We start from the raw sequence: 16,460 nt of genomic DNA on the forward strand, positions 1-16,460 counted from the left end.
AGGGAAAAGCAAAGATGGCCCGCATCCTCGTTATCAGCCCATCCGGGGAGGTTTACGACCACGATAATGTGCGCTGGTACGACCACAGTCAGCTCGCCAGCCACATCAACCACTATCACAACATCGGCGACGCCTTCGTCTTCGATTCCTCGCTCAAGCTGTTGAACTTCGAGCAGCTCGACGCGTTGCCGATCAGCCATGTCGACCCGGCGGAGATCGACCGCCTGAACGCCGAATACGACTACGTCTTCCTGCGCGGCTCCAACTATGTCCATGCCGAAATGGACTGGGAACGGACGGTCGATGTTCTGCGCCGGCTCAAGATCCCGGTGATCGCCTTCGGCATCGGCGCGCAGGCGCCCGTCAGCGGCAAGCTCGAATTGAGCCAGGATACCAAGACCGTGCTGCGCTTGATCGCGGATTCCACCGCCTCGCTTGGCGTGCGCGGCACCTATTCCGCCGAGGTGCTCAACGAACTCGGCATCAAGAATGTCCGCATCATCGGTTGCCCGACGGCGTTTCGCGCCAACAATCCCAATCTCGCGATCCGCCTGCCGGCGCTCGACCAGGTCAAGACGGTCGGTGTGACGATGCGGCGCGAGGTCTCCAGGGACTATGCCCAGGACATCCAGCGCTACCTCACCTTCCATCGCGATCTGGTGAAGACGATGGCGGGCCGCTTCGACGTGACCCTGATGGCCCAGGGCGAGGTCGAGGAGAAGAAGCTCGCGCTCGGCACGCCCGAGCAGAAGGAGGAGGCGATCGCCGCCCTGCGTGAGAATGGCTGGGCGAATGAATGGTTCCTCGATGAGGAGATGGAGCGGCTCTACCGCAGCCGGATGTTCTATTCCGACGTGGTCGCCGAGTATCAGCAGCTCGTGCGCGGGCTCGACCTCGTGCTCGGCTATCGCCTGCACGGCAATCTGATGGCGCTCGCCAACGGTACGCCGTCGATCTACTTCACCTATGACAGCCGCACCGTCGAATTCGCGGAAACCTTCAAGATCCCGAGCTTCGACGTTTTCTCCGGGCAGGAGTTCCGCCTGGAAGAGTATTGGGAGCAGGCACGCTTCGACCGCTTCAACGCCAACTACACCCAGGTCTATGGCGCGATGCGCGACTTCCTGGTCGAGAACCGCGTCGACAACAAGATGCTCGGGCAGGCGGCAACCGCCGCCGAGCCGGAGCGCAAGGTCGCATGATGAGGCGATGTCGCGCCGAGCTTGCGGGTCCGCTGGCGGCGTTGCTGCTTGTGGCTCCCTCCGCCTTGTCCGCGCAGGCGCCCGGCTACCGCGTCGAGATCGCGCCTGGCGCGCAGGAGGAGATCGTCTTCGACTGGGCCCGGCAGCGCTGCGAGCAATGGGATATCCCCGACGCGCCGCTGCGGGCCTATCGCGACGACCGCGGCGAAGTCGTGGCCTTTGCGAGCCACCATCGCAGCCGCGCCATGATCGGCCGCGGGCTCGACCGGGTCGCTTCGTCCTGCGCCATCTCCTTCCAGGCCAAGCGTAGCGCCAACCCCGGCGATTTCAGCGATTTCAGCTGGATCGGCGCGACCTGGACCGGCAATGGCCGTGACGTCTTCGCGCTGATGCATGACGAGTACCACGCCAATGAGCATCCCGGCGCCTGTCGCTTCAAGGAGGCGATGAGCTGCTGGTACAATGTCGTGACCGCGGCGCGCTCGCGCGATGGCGGGCGCAGCTTCACCCCCGATCAGCCGCCGACGGTGGTGGCGGCCCCGACCTTCCGGCAGGATGTCGGGCAGGGGCGCCATCGCGGCTTCTTCAACCCCTCCAATATCGTCCAGCGTGACGGTGCCTGGTACGCGCTGATCGCGACGACGGGCGGCGAGGGGCAGAAGCCCGGCGTCTGCCTGTTCAAGACGACGAATATCGAGGATGCGACCAGCTGGCGGGCCTTCGACGGCGCGGATTTCACCCTGCGCGCGGTCGATCCCTATCGCGGGGATCTGTCGCAGGCGAAACCCTGCCAGCCCTTGAAGGAATTGCCGACGACGGTCGGCTCGGTGACGCGGCACGAGGCCAGCGGGCGCTGGCTCGCGATCTTCCATCTCGGCCCCGACCCGTCCAAGGGCGTCGTCGGCGGGCGCGTCGCCTATAGCTGGTCGAGCGACCTGCTGCAGTGGACGCCGCTGCAGACGCTCACCACGCATCCGACGATGTGGAGCAAGGATTGTAGCGACCAGCAGCGCTACGCCTATGGCGCGATCGCCGACCCGGCCTCGCCCTCACGCAATTTCGAAACGACCGGCGACGAGGCCTTCCTGTTCATGACGAAGCTACATGTCAAAGACTGCAAGATCGGGCCGGATCGCGATCTCGTCCGGATCAAGGTCCGGATCGTGAAGGAGACACCATGAACGCGCCCGTCCTCAACCTCGCCACCGCCAGCTCGACAGGGCAGGCCGTGAAGATCCTGCGCGCAACGACGAACGAGATCGTCGTCTCGGCCGCCCGCCGGCCGGAGGGCGGCTGGCCGGATTTGCGGCTTCTGCTCGATGGGCAGGACTACGCCACGATCCATCCAGGCTCCCTGGTCCCCGGCGATGCGACTGTCGCCGAGCTCACCATACCGCTGCCGCGCCTGCCCGATGGGCGCCCGCATTCGGTCGCGGTCATGGATGCGGCGACGGGAGCGCTCGCCCCGGGCTCGTATCTGAGGCCTGTCGCGACCACGAAGGCGCTCAGGGCGCTGGTGATCTACCCGGCGGGCGAAGTTTACGACCATGACAAGGTGCGCTGGTATCGCGCGCCGATGGAGAAGCTGCTCTCCGACTATTTCAACATCGGCGACATGATCGTCTACGATTCGACGCTGAAGCTCCTGCGCTACGCGCATCTCGAGCCGATGAAGATCATGAACCCGACCGAGGCCGATATCGAGCGCTACGCCAGCGAGTTCGACTATGTCTTCGTGCGCGGCTCGAACTTCATCCATGAGAAGATGGAGTGGTTCCGTGCCGTCGAGGTGCTGGAACGCGTCAAGCTGCCGGTCTACGCCATCGGCGTCGGCGCGCAGGCGAGCCTGAACCGCGCCATCGAGCTCTCCGAGGGCTCGAAGCGGTTCTGGAGCATCGTCGGGGATCGCTGCGCCGCCATCGGCGTGCGCGGCGCCTTCAGCGCCGAGACCCTGCGGCATAACGGCGTCAAGAATGTCGAGGTCGTCGGCTGCCCCTCGATCTTCCGCACCCGCAACCGCGACCTCGCCATCAAGATCCCCGACCAGCGCGAGATCCGCAAGGTCGCCTTCAGCCTGCGCCGCGAGTTCGACAGCAGCTACACGGCCAATCCCGAGACCTATATCCGCAACCAGCGCCAGGCCCTGCTCAAGGTCGACAGCCAGAGCGACATGGTGATGTCCTCGCATGGCGAACAGGAGGAGAAGGCCTTCTTCCTGCGCGACGATGCCGCCAAGGCCAAAGCCGTCGCCGAGTTCGTCCATTCCGGCTGGTGGGATGGGCCCGACGATGCGCGCATGCGCGAGATCTACGAGAAGAAGCTGTTCAGCTTCTTCGATGTCGAGCGCTACGACGAGTTCGCCCGCGGCCTCGACCTCGCGGTCGGCTACCGCGTCCATGGCGTGCTGCCGGCGGTGGCGCATGGCGTGCCCGGCGTGCTCGTTGCCTATGACACGCGCAGCCTGGAACTGGCCGAGACGCTGAAGATCCCGGTTGTGCCGGAAGCGGCGCTGGCGGAGGGCGGCTGGCGCGCCGTCTATCAGGAGGCGGCGCTGAACGCGCTCTCGAAATCCTATGCCCAGTCCTATGACCGCATGCGGAATTTCCTGGTGGCGAACGGCGTGCCGCACCGGATGTGAGCGGGCAGGGCGGCCGGCTCGTGCCGGCGCCCTGCCGATCAGTTTTTTTCTAGAGGGGGTCCGCGGCGGCGACGCCGGCGGCCAGTAGCGGCAGGAGCATACCGATGAAGATCGAATACGACGCAGGTACCGCGCTCTCGATCATGCGCGGCAACCCGGTTCGCGGCTGGACCTCGGGCAAGGCCGAGCGGATGGCGAAATCCCGGCTGACCACCGGCGATTTCGTCCAGATCGAGCACAAGCCGAAATTCCAGATCGATCCGTCCTGGCCGATCTTCACCATGGGCTCCTGCTTCGCGCGCGAGGTCGAGAATGTCCTGATGATGCGCGGTTTGTCGCTGGTCACGAGGGGCCATGGCGTGCCGGCCGAGCATTTCGAGACCTGGGACGCCACGACCGGACGCGGCGGCGGGGCCGCAGGCGGCGAGTTGAGCCGGGGCGCGCTGAACAAATACTCCGTGCGCTCGATGACGCATGAATTGAAGCGCGTGCTGCTCGACGAGAGCTACCCGCATGACGGCCTGATCGAGCTCGCGCCGGACCAGTGGTTCGATCCGCATGCGAGCGGCCTGCGCCTGCTCGACCGCGAGACCGCCTTCGCCAACCGCAAGCGCCTGAGCGCCGCGACCGCGACGATCAAGCAGGCGCGCATCTGCTTCTTCACCCTGGGCCTGACCGAGACCTGGCTCGATGCGGAAACAGGGCTTGCGATGAACGCCCATCCCGGGCCGGCTTGGCTCGCCCGCATGCCGGAGCGCTTCCGCTTCATCGATTACGGCTATGAGGCGACGCTCGCCGACATGCTGCAGATCATTGCGATGATCCGCGAGCATTGCCATCCGGAGATGCGCTTCGTCGTCACCGTCTCGCCGGTGCCGCTGGGCGCGACCTTCAAGGACGCCGACGTCATCGTCGCCAATAGCGGCTCGAAATCGGTGCTGCGGGCGGTCGCCGAGGAGCTCTTCCGGCGCTTCGACTACGTCGACTACTTCCCGAGCTACGAGATCGTGCTCAACTCGCCACGTGCGCTCGCCTTCCAGGAAGACCAGCTCCATGTCGCCCGCGACATGGTCTCCTGCGTGATGAGCCATTTCGAGCGCAGCTACCTCAGCGGCGAGGCGGCGCGCTCGGAAGCGGCTTAGGGGCTGCCGGGTATACTCGGAACTGCGCCGTCATTGGGGGGCGCTGCGAAACTCCGGGATCCGTCCCGAGGGCTCGGCGCTCGAGGATGGATCCCGAATTCGCGGGGTTGAGCCTGTCCTTGAGCAGGCCGAAGGCCGGATTCGAGGGCGACTTGTCCAGTATGACGGCGGTGGTTCCGAGCGACCCACGGACTCATTCTTGGCTCGACGCGCCCGCTTGGACGATCTCGGCCGCCGCGATCAGGTTGACCTGCTTGCTGGCCTCGCCACGCATCCGCAGCAGATAACCGCGGCGCAGATAATCGGCTATCTCCTGTTCGGTGACGCCGATCTGGTTGGCCGCATGATGTTTGACGCGACCGAGGCTCGGATCCGCGACGCGATAGAGACCGTCTGCGAAGCAGTGAGGCCAGAACCGCTCGCCGTCCGGCGCGACGCGAACCAACCGCACTCCAGGGACGCCGTCCGTGTTGGCGGGAACGGCGGGTCTCGGCGCCTTTTGGGCAGCGGTGGCGACGGCTCCAGAAGGCGCCGCGCCACCGCCAATCAGTTTCCCACGGCTAGCTCCAATGGATGTTCCATTGCCACCCCGGCAGGGTCGATGTCCAGCCGCCGCAAGCGCTGCCGGATCAGCTCCTCGCGCGCCTCGACAAACTCAGGCAGCTTCGTCACGTCCCAAAGCACGGGATTCCTAGGGATCAGGTGACGGTCTAGGAACTCGCGATCGCGCGTTCCAATCCAGTCGCTGAAAGGGATGTTGCTCTTTTCCAGATTTTCACGCCCAAGCAGAATCTGGAGATTCCCCAGGCGATTCACGCTGCCCAGGATCTTCTGGATAAGCGATTCCGGCAGGTTGCGCGCCATCAGCGCCTTACGGTCAGCCAGGGAACGGGGGATAATATGATCGATATGATGAGGCGTCGTGCCCCAGGAATGGGCGTCGTAGAGGAGGGACAGAGCCAGGAAGCAGGTTCTTTTGCCGTAGGCCGTTTCGAGCACGCCCTCGATGTTGTTGTCGTCGAAGTCTGTCGCCCGCCCCCGTGTCGCAAGGCCCGTCACGAGCGACCTATACGGAAAGTCCTCGCCGGAGCGTAACGACTCTTGGACGACGGCCCGCGCAGTGCCGATCGTGCGGTCCGAGCTGCCGCCAAACACCCCATTCAGCAGGCTGCCAAGCAGCCAATGATGGATGCGCTTGGCGTTAGCCGCTTCAAATGGCGTCGACCCATCCAGACTGCCCCGGTCGATACGGAAGAGATAGTAGGCTATCGGGAGCAGGGCATTCAGCGATGTCAGCGTCTCCTGGTCGATACCGAAGCGGTTCACCAGCCGCATTGTCGCCTCAAGGCTCGCCTTGATGCGCCTCCAGTTGCCCTCGATCAGTTTGAGGTTGCCCGTCGTAAAGTTGCCGACCTTGTAGCGCTGGTCGAGGTCGGACAGCACCAGGCACGACTTCATCACGAAGTCCTTGTCGATCTCGTTTCGCCGGTCGAGCCCATCGTTCAGGTGGTCGACGAAGTCATAGATCTCCTGCCTCGCGCTGATACCTTCCCATTTCGACGTAATCATCGACAGCAGCAAATCCGACTTGCTGAGCTTCGTGCCGCCGTCATTGGCTCGGATGAAGATGTCCAGGACCCTGTCGTAGGACTGGTCCTTCTCGGTGTAGTAGGCGATGACGCCGTCCTTCCAGACGGTCCGGTAAAGCCGATCCAGGTTGCGCGTCAGGATCCGTTCCTGACCCCGCGTGGCCGTATCCGGCAGGCGATCTGTCATCTCGTCGCGCAGCTTGTCGAAAGCGTCATCGCTCGTGCAATCGAGGATCCGGCCGACCTTGAACCAGAGATGGTCGCCATCGCTCTTCGGTTCCTGCTCGAAGAAGCGAAGGCCGTAAGTGACTCCGAGTTCCTCCCGGTCCTCGTCGTCACCCTCCGTTGAGGGATCTTTGAGCAGATCGAGATAAAGGCGCTGCTTGCTCCAGGCGTCGGGGTTGTGCCGCCTACGGTATTTCTCCTTGACGGTGTAGGTGCCCCGCAGGCCGATCAGCAGCGAGGTGAGCCGCTGCTGTCCGTCGAGGACGAGTACGACGTCGCGGCCATCGGGCTCGGCCATCTCGTTGTGGATGTCACCGAACCGGAAATTCTCGATGAAGCGATAGATCTCCCAATCACTACGCTTTTCAGGGCGGATTTCCCAAAACAGGAAGGATGAGATCGGGTAGCCCTTCAGCAGCGAGTCGAAAAGCGCGATGATCTGGTCCGGCTGCCAGACATAAGGGCGCTGGATCGCGGGCAGGAAGAACGAACGATTGATCTGGTCGAGAACACGCCCAACCGTCGACGAAGCATATGACAATTCGACCTCCGGATTTGCCCAGTACGTCCCCGGCTTACCACCAGCCTCCTGCAACTAGAAAGTGCGCAAATAGTCAGGCTATTGGCCTGCGGGCTTCTCGCGCTCGCTTCGAAAAGAGAGATAGGGTTGTCAGCCCAAAGCCTGCAATTGGTCTCTATCGTTGCCAATCGGCGGCAGATACCAGTCCTCCGCCTGATATTCTGAAACTCTCCGACGGCATCCAGGGCAATCGAGCGGACGCCGCGTCTTCATTCGCGGTGCACATCGCGTTCTCCGTGACCGCTTTGCCGACACCTACTCAACCCGTATGATATGATTCCTGCGCGTTGGCGCCGAGGGGAGAAAAGCGCCAGTGACGATGCCTATCACCAGCATCCGCGACAATCGCGAACGGGGTTCAGCCTCAGAGTTCATCAAAGATCGGGTTCTTGCCGACAGCAAACTGAGCATTGTCTCCGCATATTTCACCAGCTCAGCATACGGATGTCTCAAGCCCGTTTTGGACCAAGCTGGCGCGGTCCGGCTACTTTTCGGAGAGCCTCGCTTCCTATCGAGCGTCGACGCTAAGTCGCTTGTCCCCCCCGCCTTCGCGCTGACCGAAACCGGGTTGGCGCTTGTAGATCAACTCCGACAGCGCGCCACGGCCAGGCAGTGTGCGGAATGGATTCGGCGGTGCGGCGAGGTGCGTTCGATCCGTCAAGCGGGACTCATGCACGGCAAGATGATCCATGTGCACGATGGCGCTCGCGAGCACGCTCTCGTTGGAAGTTCGAACTTCACGGTGAAAGGGCTGGGCTTTGCCCGACGGCCAAATATAGAGCTAAACTTGGTCGTCGATAGCGACCGGGATCGCCACGATCTGCTGATCTGGTTCAACGAACTATGGAATGACGACACGCTGACCGCTGATGTAAAAAACGAAGTTATTCAACGTCTTGAACAGCTTGGAGCCCATAACAGCCCCGAATTTATCTACCACAAGACCCTATTTCACCTGTTCCAGGACTACCTTTCGGATCAGGCCGCCGAGGAGGATCGCCTTGGAAAGTTGGCCTTCACCGAAACGGCAGTTTGGAAAATGCTGTACGCGTTCCAGCGGGATGGCGTTCGAGCCGTACTTAGCAAGCTGAACCGTTACGGCGGATGCGTCTTGGCGGACTCGGTTGGCCTGGGCAAGACACTCACCGCGCTGGCCGTCATCAAGTGGTATGAGCTGCGCAACCAGCGCGTCTTGGTGCTCTGCCCTAAGAAACTTCGGGAAAATTGGACCGAATATCTCGCTGGCAACAACTCTGACCTCAATCCCCTTCATAGCGACCGTCTCGCCTATATCGTCTTGTCGCATACAGACCTGGGCCGAGACGCGGGGCGGGTCGGCGACATCGATCTGTCGCGCATCAACTGGGGCAGTTTTGATCTGGTGGTCATTGACGAGTCGCATACCTTCCGGAACGCCGCAGGGGGACGCTACAAGCGGCTGCTCGACGACGTGATCAGCGCGGGAAACCCCACAAAGGTTCTCATGCTGTCCGCGACGCCCGTGAACAACGATCTCGTTGACCTTAAGGCTCAGCTTGACCTGATCGCCAAAGATCGGCCCGATGCTTTTCAATCGCTCGGAGCTCCGAACCTTGCTGCGCTGATCGGTCAAGCGCGGCAGCGCTTCAAGGCCTGGAGCAAGGCAGGCGGGCGGGATACGGCGGCGCTGATGCAATCGCTGCCTCCCGCATTCACTAGCCTGCTCGATGGCGTCTCAATCGCGCGATCCCGCCGCCATATCGAACGCCACTATGCCGATGCGTTGGATGTGATCGGCCGTTTCCCTGCGCGCGAGCGTCCGATGTCGCTCGCGCCTGGAATCGACCTCGCCAGCGAGTTTCCGTCGTTCGAAGCCATCGATGCGGAAATCAGCGGGTTGAACCTCGCTCTCTACAATCCTTTCGCGTTCGTGCGTCGCGAGCACCGCGCACGATACGACGAACGGGATCGACGCACCGTCGGTTTCGACCAAGACAACCGGGAACGGTACCTCATCGCGATGATGAAGGTCGGTTTCCTTAAGCGGCTGGAGAGTTCGGTCAATTCGTTCGGGTTGACGATGGGCCGAATGGTCGACCGCATTGACGCTCGCTTGGCGGAATTGACCGCCTTTCAAGCCAACCATGCGTCAGTGGCCGCCACGGCGAGCGTTTCGCTCGACGATGAAATAGACGGCGACGATGACCTTGCAGCAGCATTCGAGGTCGGCGGCAGACTGAAATATGATCTGCGCCACGTGAACATCGGTGATTGGGAGACCGCCCTGCGCAGGGATCGCGATCGCGTGGCGGGCCTTGCCGCTGCCGCCGCCGCCGTTATCCCGGCACGCGACGCGAAGCTTGAGCGCATCAAGGCGCTGGTGCTGGAAAAAGCAGGATCGCCTTCGCGTAACCGCGACGGCTCGCCCAACCGCAAAATCATCCTGTTCACCGCGTTCTCCGACACAGCCCGTTATTTGCACCGCGAACTGGAGCCCGTCGCGCGGTCCAAAGGCCTGCATGTTGGACTGGTCACTGGCGACGGAAGCGCTGCATCAATCGGCCGGGCACGCTTTCAAGACGTCCTCGCCAACTTCGCACCGCGATCGAAGAAGCGGGCCGCAATGCGAGGCATGCCTAGCGAGGAGATCGATCTCCTGATCGCCACGGACTGCATCTCGGAGGGGCAGAACCTGCAGGACGCCGACATGCTCGTGAATGTCGACATCCATTGGAATCCTGTGCGTCTGATCCAGCGGTTCGGGCGCATTGACCGGATCGGTGCCCAGGCGGAGACGGTGCGGATGGTCAACTTCTGGCCCACCGACGACCTGAATCGATATCTGAACCTCAAGGATCGCGTGGAATCGCGCATGGCGTTGGTCGACCTCTCGGCCACTGGCGACGATAATCTGCTTGCCGATGCGCGCGACGCGGCAGAGGGCGAAACGCACTGGCGTGACGAGCAGCTTCGTCGGCTCCAGACCGAGGTTTTCGACCTCGAAGAGGTTCGCGAAGGCGTCGGTCTGGCGGAGTTCACACTCGACGAATTCCGCGCCGATCTGCTGAACTTCGCCCGCACCAACGCCGACGCTCTCCGGGACGCCCCCCTGGGCTTGCACGGACTAGCGCCCGCTGTGACTGAGTCCGGCGTCCTCGATCCCGGCATCATCTTCTGCCTGCGTCGCAAAGGGCCGCCGGCCGAGGCGATGGTCAACCCCCTAGAGCCCTTCTACCTCGTTTACCTCGGCGATGACGGCCTCGTGCGGCACGGCTTCTCGCAGCCAAAATCGGTGCTGAGAGCGATGGCGGCGTTATGCGCCGGCCGAGCCGAGCCGTTCGAGGCGCTGTGCCATGCATTCGACGCCGAGACGCGACACGGCGAGGTCATGGAGCGCTACAATGCCTTGGCCGCTGCCGCCGTTGCTGACATCGGACTGGCCTACGCGGCCCGGGCGGCCGCGGGCCTGGCGGCCGGACGGGGCGCGAGGCTGGCGGATGGCGCGGCTCAGGCGCGCACCGACTCGGAGTACGAGCTAATCACATGGCTGATCGTGCGGCCGGGCGATGGGAACGCAGTATGAGCCACACTGCCCAACGCCGCGCCCAGATAGGCGTTGCCCTGTCCGCGCTGAAGACCTCCGGATATGTCGAGGGCACCTGCGAGTTATTGCGCGCGCTCGGCTATCACAGTCCCAAGACTCTGGACACCGGGGGCGCGCCAGCCGCGCTGCTGGAGGCGGTCGGCGTCGATCCGGCCCGATTCACCTCGTTCGGTGGCATCGCCGCGTGGCGCGCTCTGGATGTCGTCTTCCAGGTCACAGGCGACGAGTTGCCGGCGCTGGCACGGGGCAGCGCTCCGGCCACGTCGGGCGAATACCGTGACCGCGACATCGACAGCTTTGTCTTCCTCGCTCTCGACCTCCAGGACCGTACTTGGACGCGACGAGAACTTGTCGGGATCACGCGCGAGCTGAACCGCGGCTTCGCCATGCCCGCGATCATCCTGTTCCGCCATGGCAACCACGCCACGCTGGCGGTCATCGACCGACGGCGCAACCGACGCGACGCAACGCGTGACGTAGTCGGCGGACGGATCAGTCTGGTCAAGGACATCGACCTCGCGAGGCCGCATCGCGCCCATCTCGATATCCTCGCCGATCTAACGCTGGCGAGCCTGCGTCCAGCTCCCGCAGACTTCCGCAGCCTCTATGACCGCTGGTTGACCGTGCTGTCAGCCTCGGAGCTGAACAAGCGCTTCTATCGGGATCTGGCCGACTGGTTCGCTTGGGCCAGCGGCGAGGGCGTGGTTGTCTTCCCGCCTGGCCAGGGAAATGGGGACGGCGAGCGCCAAATCGGCCTGATCCGTCTGCTGACCCGGCTGATGTTCGTCTGGTTCGTCAAGCAAAAGGACCTCGTCCCCGCTGAGCTCTTCGAAGAGCAGGCACTTCGCGACCTCTTGGTCGAGCCACCGCACACCCACCCTGACGCCAACGGCTATTACCTCGCCGTGCTGCAAAACCTGTTCTTCGCCTGCCTGAACACCGAGATGGACGAACGGGGCTGGCTGCCGCGTGACAGCTCGGGTGGGACCACCGCCTATCTCGTCCACAGCAAGCTGCGTCAGCGCGCGATGTTCGCTGACGCCGATGCGGCGCTGGCGCAGTTCGCCCGTGTGCCCTTCCTGAACGGGGGCCTATTCGACTGCCTGGACGTGGAGATCAAGTCCGGCGATCCACGCGCTGACCGGGCCACGATGGAAGGACGCGGCCGCGTGCTGCGCGTGGATGGCTTCTCAGAGGAGCCAGTGCGCCAGCCTCGCCTTCCAAACCGGCTGTTCTTCGGCGGCCAGCCAGACGCCGACCTGTCGGCCTATTACGGCAAGCGCACTACCCGCAGCGTCCCCGGCCTTATCGACCTGTTCGAGCGCTACAAATTCACTGTCGAGGAGAATACGCCTCTGGAGGAGGAGGCGGCGCTCGACCCCGAGCTCTTGGGCAAGGTCTTCGAGAACCTGCTCGCCTCCTACAACGAGGACACCAAGACCACGGCGCGCAACAAATCGGGGAGCTTCTACACGCCGCGCGAAGTGGTCGACTTCATGGTCGATGAGGCGCTGGTCGCCTATCTGGCTCCGGTGCTGAAGCCCATACCGGCGAGCGGCCTGCTCCCCCGCACTCCGGGCCTCGATTTTGGCCCCGCTCCCGGCGAACTGGACCTGGAGCGTCCCGCAACGTCGGTCTCCACCTTGACTGGCGAGAGCGAGACCGACGAGCGCCTGCGCGATCTGCTGAGCTATGCGAAGACGGCGCCCGTATTCACCGACGCGGAGGTCGACGAGCTGGTAGCGGCAATCGAGCGATGCCGCGCCATCGACCCAGCGGTTGGCTCGGGCGCGTTTCCACTGGGCCTACTTCAGAAGCTGGTCCACGTGCTGAGCCGGCTCGACCCAACCGGCGCCAAGTGGTGTGCTCGTAACCGCGAGCCGCTGGAACAGGCGCTAGCCGCCGCCGAACGCACGCCCGCCTTGCACGAGCGGGCTGACCGGGTGCGTGACGCCCACGAGAAGCTTTCCACCTTCGACGCGAGCTTCGATACCGGTGCCGCCGATTATGCCCGCAAGCTCTACCTGATCGAGGGGTGCCTGCACGGCGTCGATATTCAGCCCATCGCCGTCCAAATCGCCAAGCTGCGCTGCTTCATCGCGCTGGCGGTGGAGCAGGCGGTAGACGACACCAAGCCCAACCGCGGCGTCACGCCCTTGCCGAACCTCGAGATGAAATTCGTCGCCGCCAACGCATTGGGGTTGGTTGCCTCTGGCCAGGGCCAGTTGCGCGATCCGGCCATCGGGGCGCTGGAGGCGGAGCGGCAGGAGGTGAACGCAGCCTTCTTCTCGGCCCGCAACCGCCGCTCCAAGCGGGCGGCGAGGAAGCGCATCCTGGAAATCCGCGAGGCGCTGGGGACGCTGCTCGCCGCCTCCGGCTTCCCGGCGGAGGACGCGCGTGCTTTGGCGGCCTGGGATCCATTCGATGCCAACGCAGCTGCGCGTTTCTTCGACCCAGAGTGGATGTTCGGGCTGGGCGATCATCAGGGCGCGGGCTTCGACATCGTCCTCGCCAATCCGCCATACGTCCGGCAGGAGAAGATCGAGGATTATCGGGTGGACGATCTACCTGCCAATCCCAAGGCGAAGCTGCGGGCCGACTACGCTACGTTCGGGGGCACGGCTGACCTCTACGTCTATTTTTATGAGCGCAGCGTGAGGCTGCTAAAGCCAGGCGGGGTGATCGCCTTCATCACATCCAACAAATGGTATCGTGCCGGGTATGGGGCGAAGCTACGGGCTTGGCTGAGCGCAGAGACGCGGCTGCTTGCGGTGATCGACTTCGGCGACGCCGAGGTGTTCGAAGCCATTGCCTATCCGACCATCGTGGTGGCGCAGAAGCGTACGATGCGGCGCGCGCCCGGGTCTAACGAGACGTTCCGCGCGCTAAACTGGACGCCAGGCGAAGCGCCTGACGGCTTCCCTGCCCGGTTCGCGGCGGAGGCTTTCGCCATGCCGCAGACGACGCTGCTACCGTCCGGGTGGCAGCTGGAACCCCAGGGCAAGCGCGAACTTCTCGCCCGTCTCCGTGGCGCAGGCCGCCCACTGGGAGACTGGTGCAACGGCCGGTTTTATCGCGGCATCCTGACCGGGTTAAATGAAGCCTTTGTCATTGACGGCACCAAACGCGCCGCACTGATCGCCGCCGATCCGATGTGCGATGAGATCATCAAACCTTTCTTGCGAGGACGAGACGTGAAGCGCTGGGCGGTGGAGCCAGCTGACAAGTGGCTGATCAAGATTCCCTCATCGGAGAACGCCGATCACCCGTGGAAGGGCAAGCCTGATGCCGACGCGGAGCGCATCTTCGCTGCCCATCATCCGGCGATCTACGCCTGGTGGATCGCAGAAGGGATGCGGGCGCCGCTGATGGCCCGCTCCGACCAAGGCCACTATTTCTGGGAACTCCGAAGCTGCGCGTACTGGGCTGCCTTCGAGGAGCCTAAGATTGTCGTGGCGGCTATCGTCGGTCGCTCCGAGTCTGCGCCTGACCTTGAAGGTTACTTCAGCAACAACAAGTCGACGATCTACATCCCGCCCTCGGTGAGCCTCGCGGCTGCGGTCGTAAACTCCTCGGTGGCGGACTGGTTTGCGCGACAGACATTTGCTGCCAAACAGGGCGGCTTCCTCGACTTCGAGCCTCGCTACTCAGGTACGATCCCGATCCCAAACCCCACTCCCGAACAGGAAGCCCTGATCACCACAGTCGTCGACGCCATCCTCGCTGGAGCGCAGCCGCGCGCGTCGCTGGAATCGCTACTCAACGCCTTCGTCTACGAACTGTTTTTCCCTGTTGAGGTCGCTGCCGCCGGCTCTCCCTTTGCCGCCGCCCGCGATGCCGGACTACCGGCCCTCTCAACTCGGACCGGCCCGACTCTCGCCCGCGCCGCTGAGGATTGGTCTAGCACCCTCTCCGACCCCGAAAGCGCGCTCCACCGTACCCTCTTCGCCCTTCAGTCGCTCGAACCCGTCCGCATCATCGAAGGACGCACATGAACGATCCCGCCGCGCCGCCCATTGCGCCGCGCCTCAAGCGGATCGTGGTCACCGATATCCGTGCTTTTCCCAAGGGCCATCCCGGCGTGCTCGACCTAGGCGAGGATGGCTGCAGCCTGCTTGTGTTCGGCGAGAACGGCGCTGGCAAATCGTCGCTGTATCGGGCGCTGCGAGATTTGTTCTCGGTATCGCCGCCGCCCATCGCCGATCTGCACAACGTCTTCTCAGCCCCGCCGGCGCCAAGCGTCTGTATCACGCTGACCGATGACGTAGTGCTGACCTGGTCGGAGGGCGGCCATCCCACCGCCGAGGTGACTGATATCGCGCGCCGCTCGTGCTTCCTGACGCATACGGCGCTGCGAGAGCTGGTTTACAATCCCGGCAAGCGGGACGAACCACTGGACCTATTCCAGACCATGCTGGAAAGCCTGATCAGCGACTTCGACGCCACCATGGATGGCGGCATCCGTCGTTCGGTCGGCGAGCTGTGGGCGGACGTCAACACCGCCTTCACTGCGCGCGTGACGACGGGGAGCGGCTCGCGCCGAGCGAAAAACTACGTCAGGACCATGGAAGCGGCCTGCGCTCGCTTCAACGAGGGGATGCGCCAGGCTCTGGACCGGCTGGAGCCTGAGGTGCGGACGCTGCTCCGCCGCCTGCTTGACGTGCTGGGCGCCGATCCCATGGAATTTATCGGTTTTGTGTTCCCGCCGATGACCTACCGCGTGCCTGATCGTGCGATCGACCGCCAGCCGTTAACCGCCTCCGTCCGCGTCCGCACGCACCAGCCGAAAGCGCCGCAGAATTTCTTGAACGAGGGCCGCCAGACAGCGTTGGCCATCGCCGTCTATCTGGCTGCGCGGCTGGTCTGTGTGCCGCCGGGACGCGACCGGCTGAAACTCTTGGTCATGGATGACCTGCTGATCAGCCTAGATGCCACCCACCGGAGGCCGGTCCTCGATTTAATCCTGGACCTTTTCGCCGACTGGCAGATCATCTTGCTGACCCATGACCGCTACTGGTTCCAACTTGCACGCGAACAGCTCACGAACGGCTGGAAAGCGGCAGAGATCTACGAACGATTCGACGGCGACGGCCTAATGACGCCATACATTCGCGGCGTAGCCGTCGACATGGCAGAGGCAACACTTGTTCAGGCTGAGGCGTTTATCGCGGACAACCACCCGGCAGCCGCCTGCAACTATGCCCGCTCCGCTTGCGAGCTAATTCTGAAAAAATTCTGCGCCAAGAGATCCGTCAAATTTCCATACTTCGAGGATGATAGAAGACCCGATCTGAACACGTTGCTTGCCGCCGCGAAGGCGCATGTTGCAAACGACGCACCCAGACTGAAGGCACTGGCAGATTTGGGTGCGCATAAGCGCTTCGTCTTGAACCCGCTCTCGCACGATCCCGCAAACCCCATCCCAGCAGCGGACGTTCACGCAGCGATCGCAGCTGTACGCGAAGTTGGGCGAGCCTGCGGCAAGATCTATCCCTAATCGT

The 16,460-nt window shown here is 63.5% G+C and carries 9 protein-coding genes; 7 read left to right on the top strand and 2 right to left on the bottom strand.

Going from position 1 to position 16,460, the window contains the following annotated elements; genetic code table 11:
• The first annotated feature begins 14 nt into the window (after positions 1-14).
• From ACSQ3P_RS03345 to ACSQ3P_RS03360, 4 genes are all read left to right on the top strand, one after another.
• The gene (locus tag ACSQ3P_RS03345) at positions 15-1,202 is read left to right on the top strand and encodes a polysaccharide pyruvyl transferase family protein (RefSeq protein ID WP_436164220.1); all 1,188 of its coding nucleotides are present in this window, start codon (positions 15-17) and stop codon (positions 1,200-1,202) included.
• The gene (locus tag ACSQ3P_RS03350) at positions 1,199-2,383 is read left to right on the top strand and encodes a hypothetical protein (protein WP_436164221.1); all 1,185 of its coding nucleotides are present in this window, start codon (positions 1,199-1,201) and stop codon (positions 2,381-2,383) included. Before ACSQ3P_RS03345 ends, ACSQ3P_RS03350 begins: the two co-directional genes overlap by 4 nt.
• On the top strand, positions 2,380-3,840 hold the full coding sequence (locus ACSQ3P_RS03355) for a polysaccharide pyruvyl transferase family protein (RefSeq protein WP_436164222.1): 1,461 nt from the start codon (positions 2,380-2,382) through the stop codon (positions 3,838-3,840). Before ACSQ3P_RS03350 ends, ACSQ3P_RS03355 begins: the two co-directional genes overlap by 4 nt.
• Positions 3,841-3,944: 104 nt before the next feature.
• The gene (locus ACSQ3P_RS03360; RefSeq protein WP_436164223.1) at positions 3,945-4,982 is read left to right on the top strand and encodes a GSCFA domain-containing protein; all 1,038 of its coding nucleotides are present in this window, start codon (positions 3,945-3,947) and stop codon (positions 4,980-4,982) included.
• Between the two features lie 193 nt (positions 4,983-5,175).
• Here ACSQ3P_RS03360 and ACSQ3P_RS03365 read toward each other — a convergent pair whose 3' ends face one another.
• Positions 5,176-5,427, bottom strand: a complete 252-nt coding sequence (locus ACSQ3P_RS03365) for a hypothetical protein (protein WP_436164224.1) — start codon at positions 5,425-5,427, stop codon at positions 5,176-5,178.
• Between the two features lie 101 nt (positions 5,428-5,528).
• Entirely contained in the window at positions 5,529-7,337 is a 1,809-nt protein-coding gene (locus tag ACSQ3P_RS03370; protein WP_436164225.1) for a DUF262 domain-containing protein, read from the bottom strand.
• A 358-nt stretch (positions 7,338-7,695) separates the two neighbouring features.
• On the opposite strand from ACSQ3P_RS03370, the gene ACSQ3P_RS03375 reads away from it, so the two are divergent.
• Genes ACSQ3P_RS03375 through ACSQ3P_RS03385 form a run of 3 tightly spaced genes read left to right on the top strand, consistent with a single transcriptional unit; the run spans position 7,696 to position 16,456 of the window.
• Entirely contained in the window at positions 7,696-10,938 is a 3,243-nt protein-coding gene (locus ACSQ3P_RS03375; RefSeq protein ID WP_436165151.1) for an SNF2-related protein, read from the top strand.
• A complete protein-coding gene (locus ACSQ3P_RS03380; protein ID WP_436164226.1) occupies positions 10,935-14,954 on the top strand; it encodes an Eco57I restriction-modification methylase domain-containing protein in 4,020 nt (1,339 codons plus the stop codon). The genes ACSQ3P_RS03375 and ACSQ3P_RS03380 overlap by 4 nt, the downstream gene beginning before the upstream one ends.
• Positions 14,951-16,456, top strand: a complete 1,506-nt coding sequence (locus ACSQ3P_RS03385) for a hypothetical protein (RefSeq protein ID WP_436164227.1) — start codon at positions 14,951-14,953, stop codon at positions 16,454-16,456. Before ACSQ3P_RS03380 ends, ACSQ3P_RS03385 begins: the two co-directional genes overlap by 4 nt.
• Positions 16,457-16,460: the final 4 nt, after the last annotated feature.

Source organism: Allobosea sp. LjRoot9 (assembly GCF_964252745.1).
In the GTDB taxonomy this organism is placed as follows: Bacteria; Pseudomonadota; Alphaproteobacteria; order Rhizobiales; family Beijerinckiaceae; genus Allobosea.

Coding starts and splice junctions, on each gene's coding strand:
- ACSQ3P_RS03350 (WP_436164221.1), top strand. CDS start 1,199: ATGATGAGGCGATGTCGCGCCGAGCTTGCGGGTCCGCTGGCGGCGTTG.
- ACSQ3P_RS03355 (WP_436164222.1), top strand. CDS start 2,380: ATGAACGCGCCCGTCCTCAACCTCGCCACCGCCAGCTCGACAGGGCAG.
- ACSQ3P_RS03345 (WP_436164220.1), top strand. CDS start 15: ATGGCCCGCATCCTCGTTATCAGCCCATCCGGGGAGGTTTACGACCAC.
- ACSQ3P_RS03380 (WP_436164226.1), top strand. CDS start 10,935: ATGAGCCACACTGCCCAACGCCGCGCCCAGATAGGCGTTGCCCTGTCC.
- ACSQ3P_RS03360 (WP_436164223.1), top strand. CDS start 3,945: ATGAAGATCGAATACGACGCAGGTACCGCGCTCTCGATCATGCGCGGC.
- ACSQ3P_RS03385 (WP_436164227.1), top strand. CDS start 14,951: ATGAACGATCCCGCCGCGCCGCCCATTGCGCCGCGCCTCAAGCGGATC.
- ACSQ3P_RS03375 (WP_436165151.1), top strand. CDS start 7,696: ATGCCTATCACCAGCATCCGCGACAATCGCGAACGGGGTTCAGCCTCA.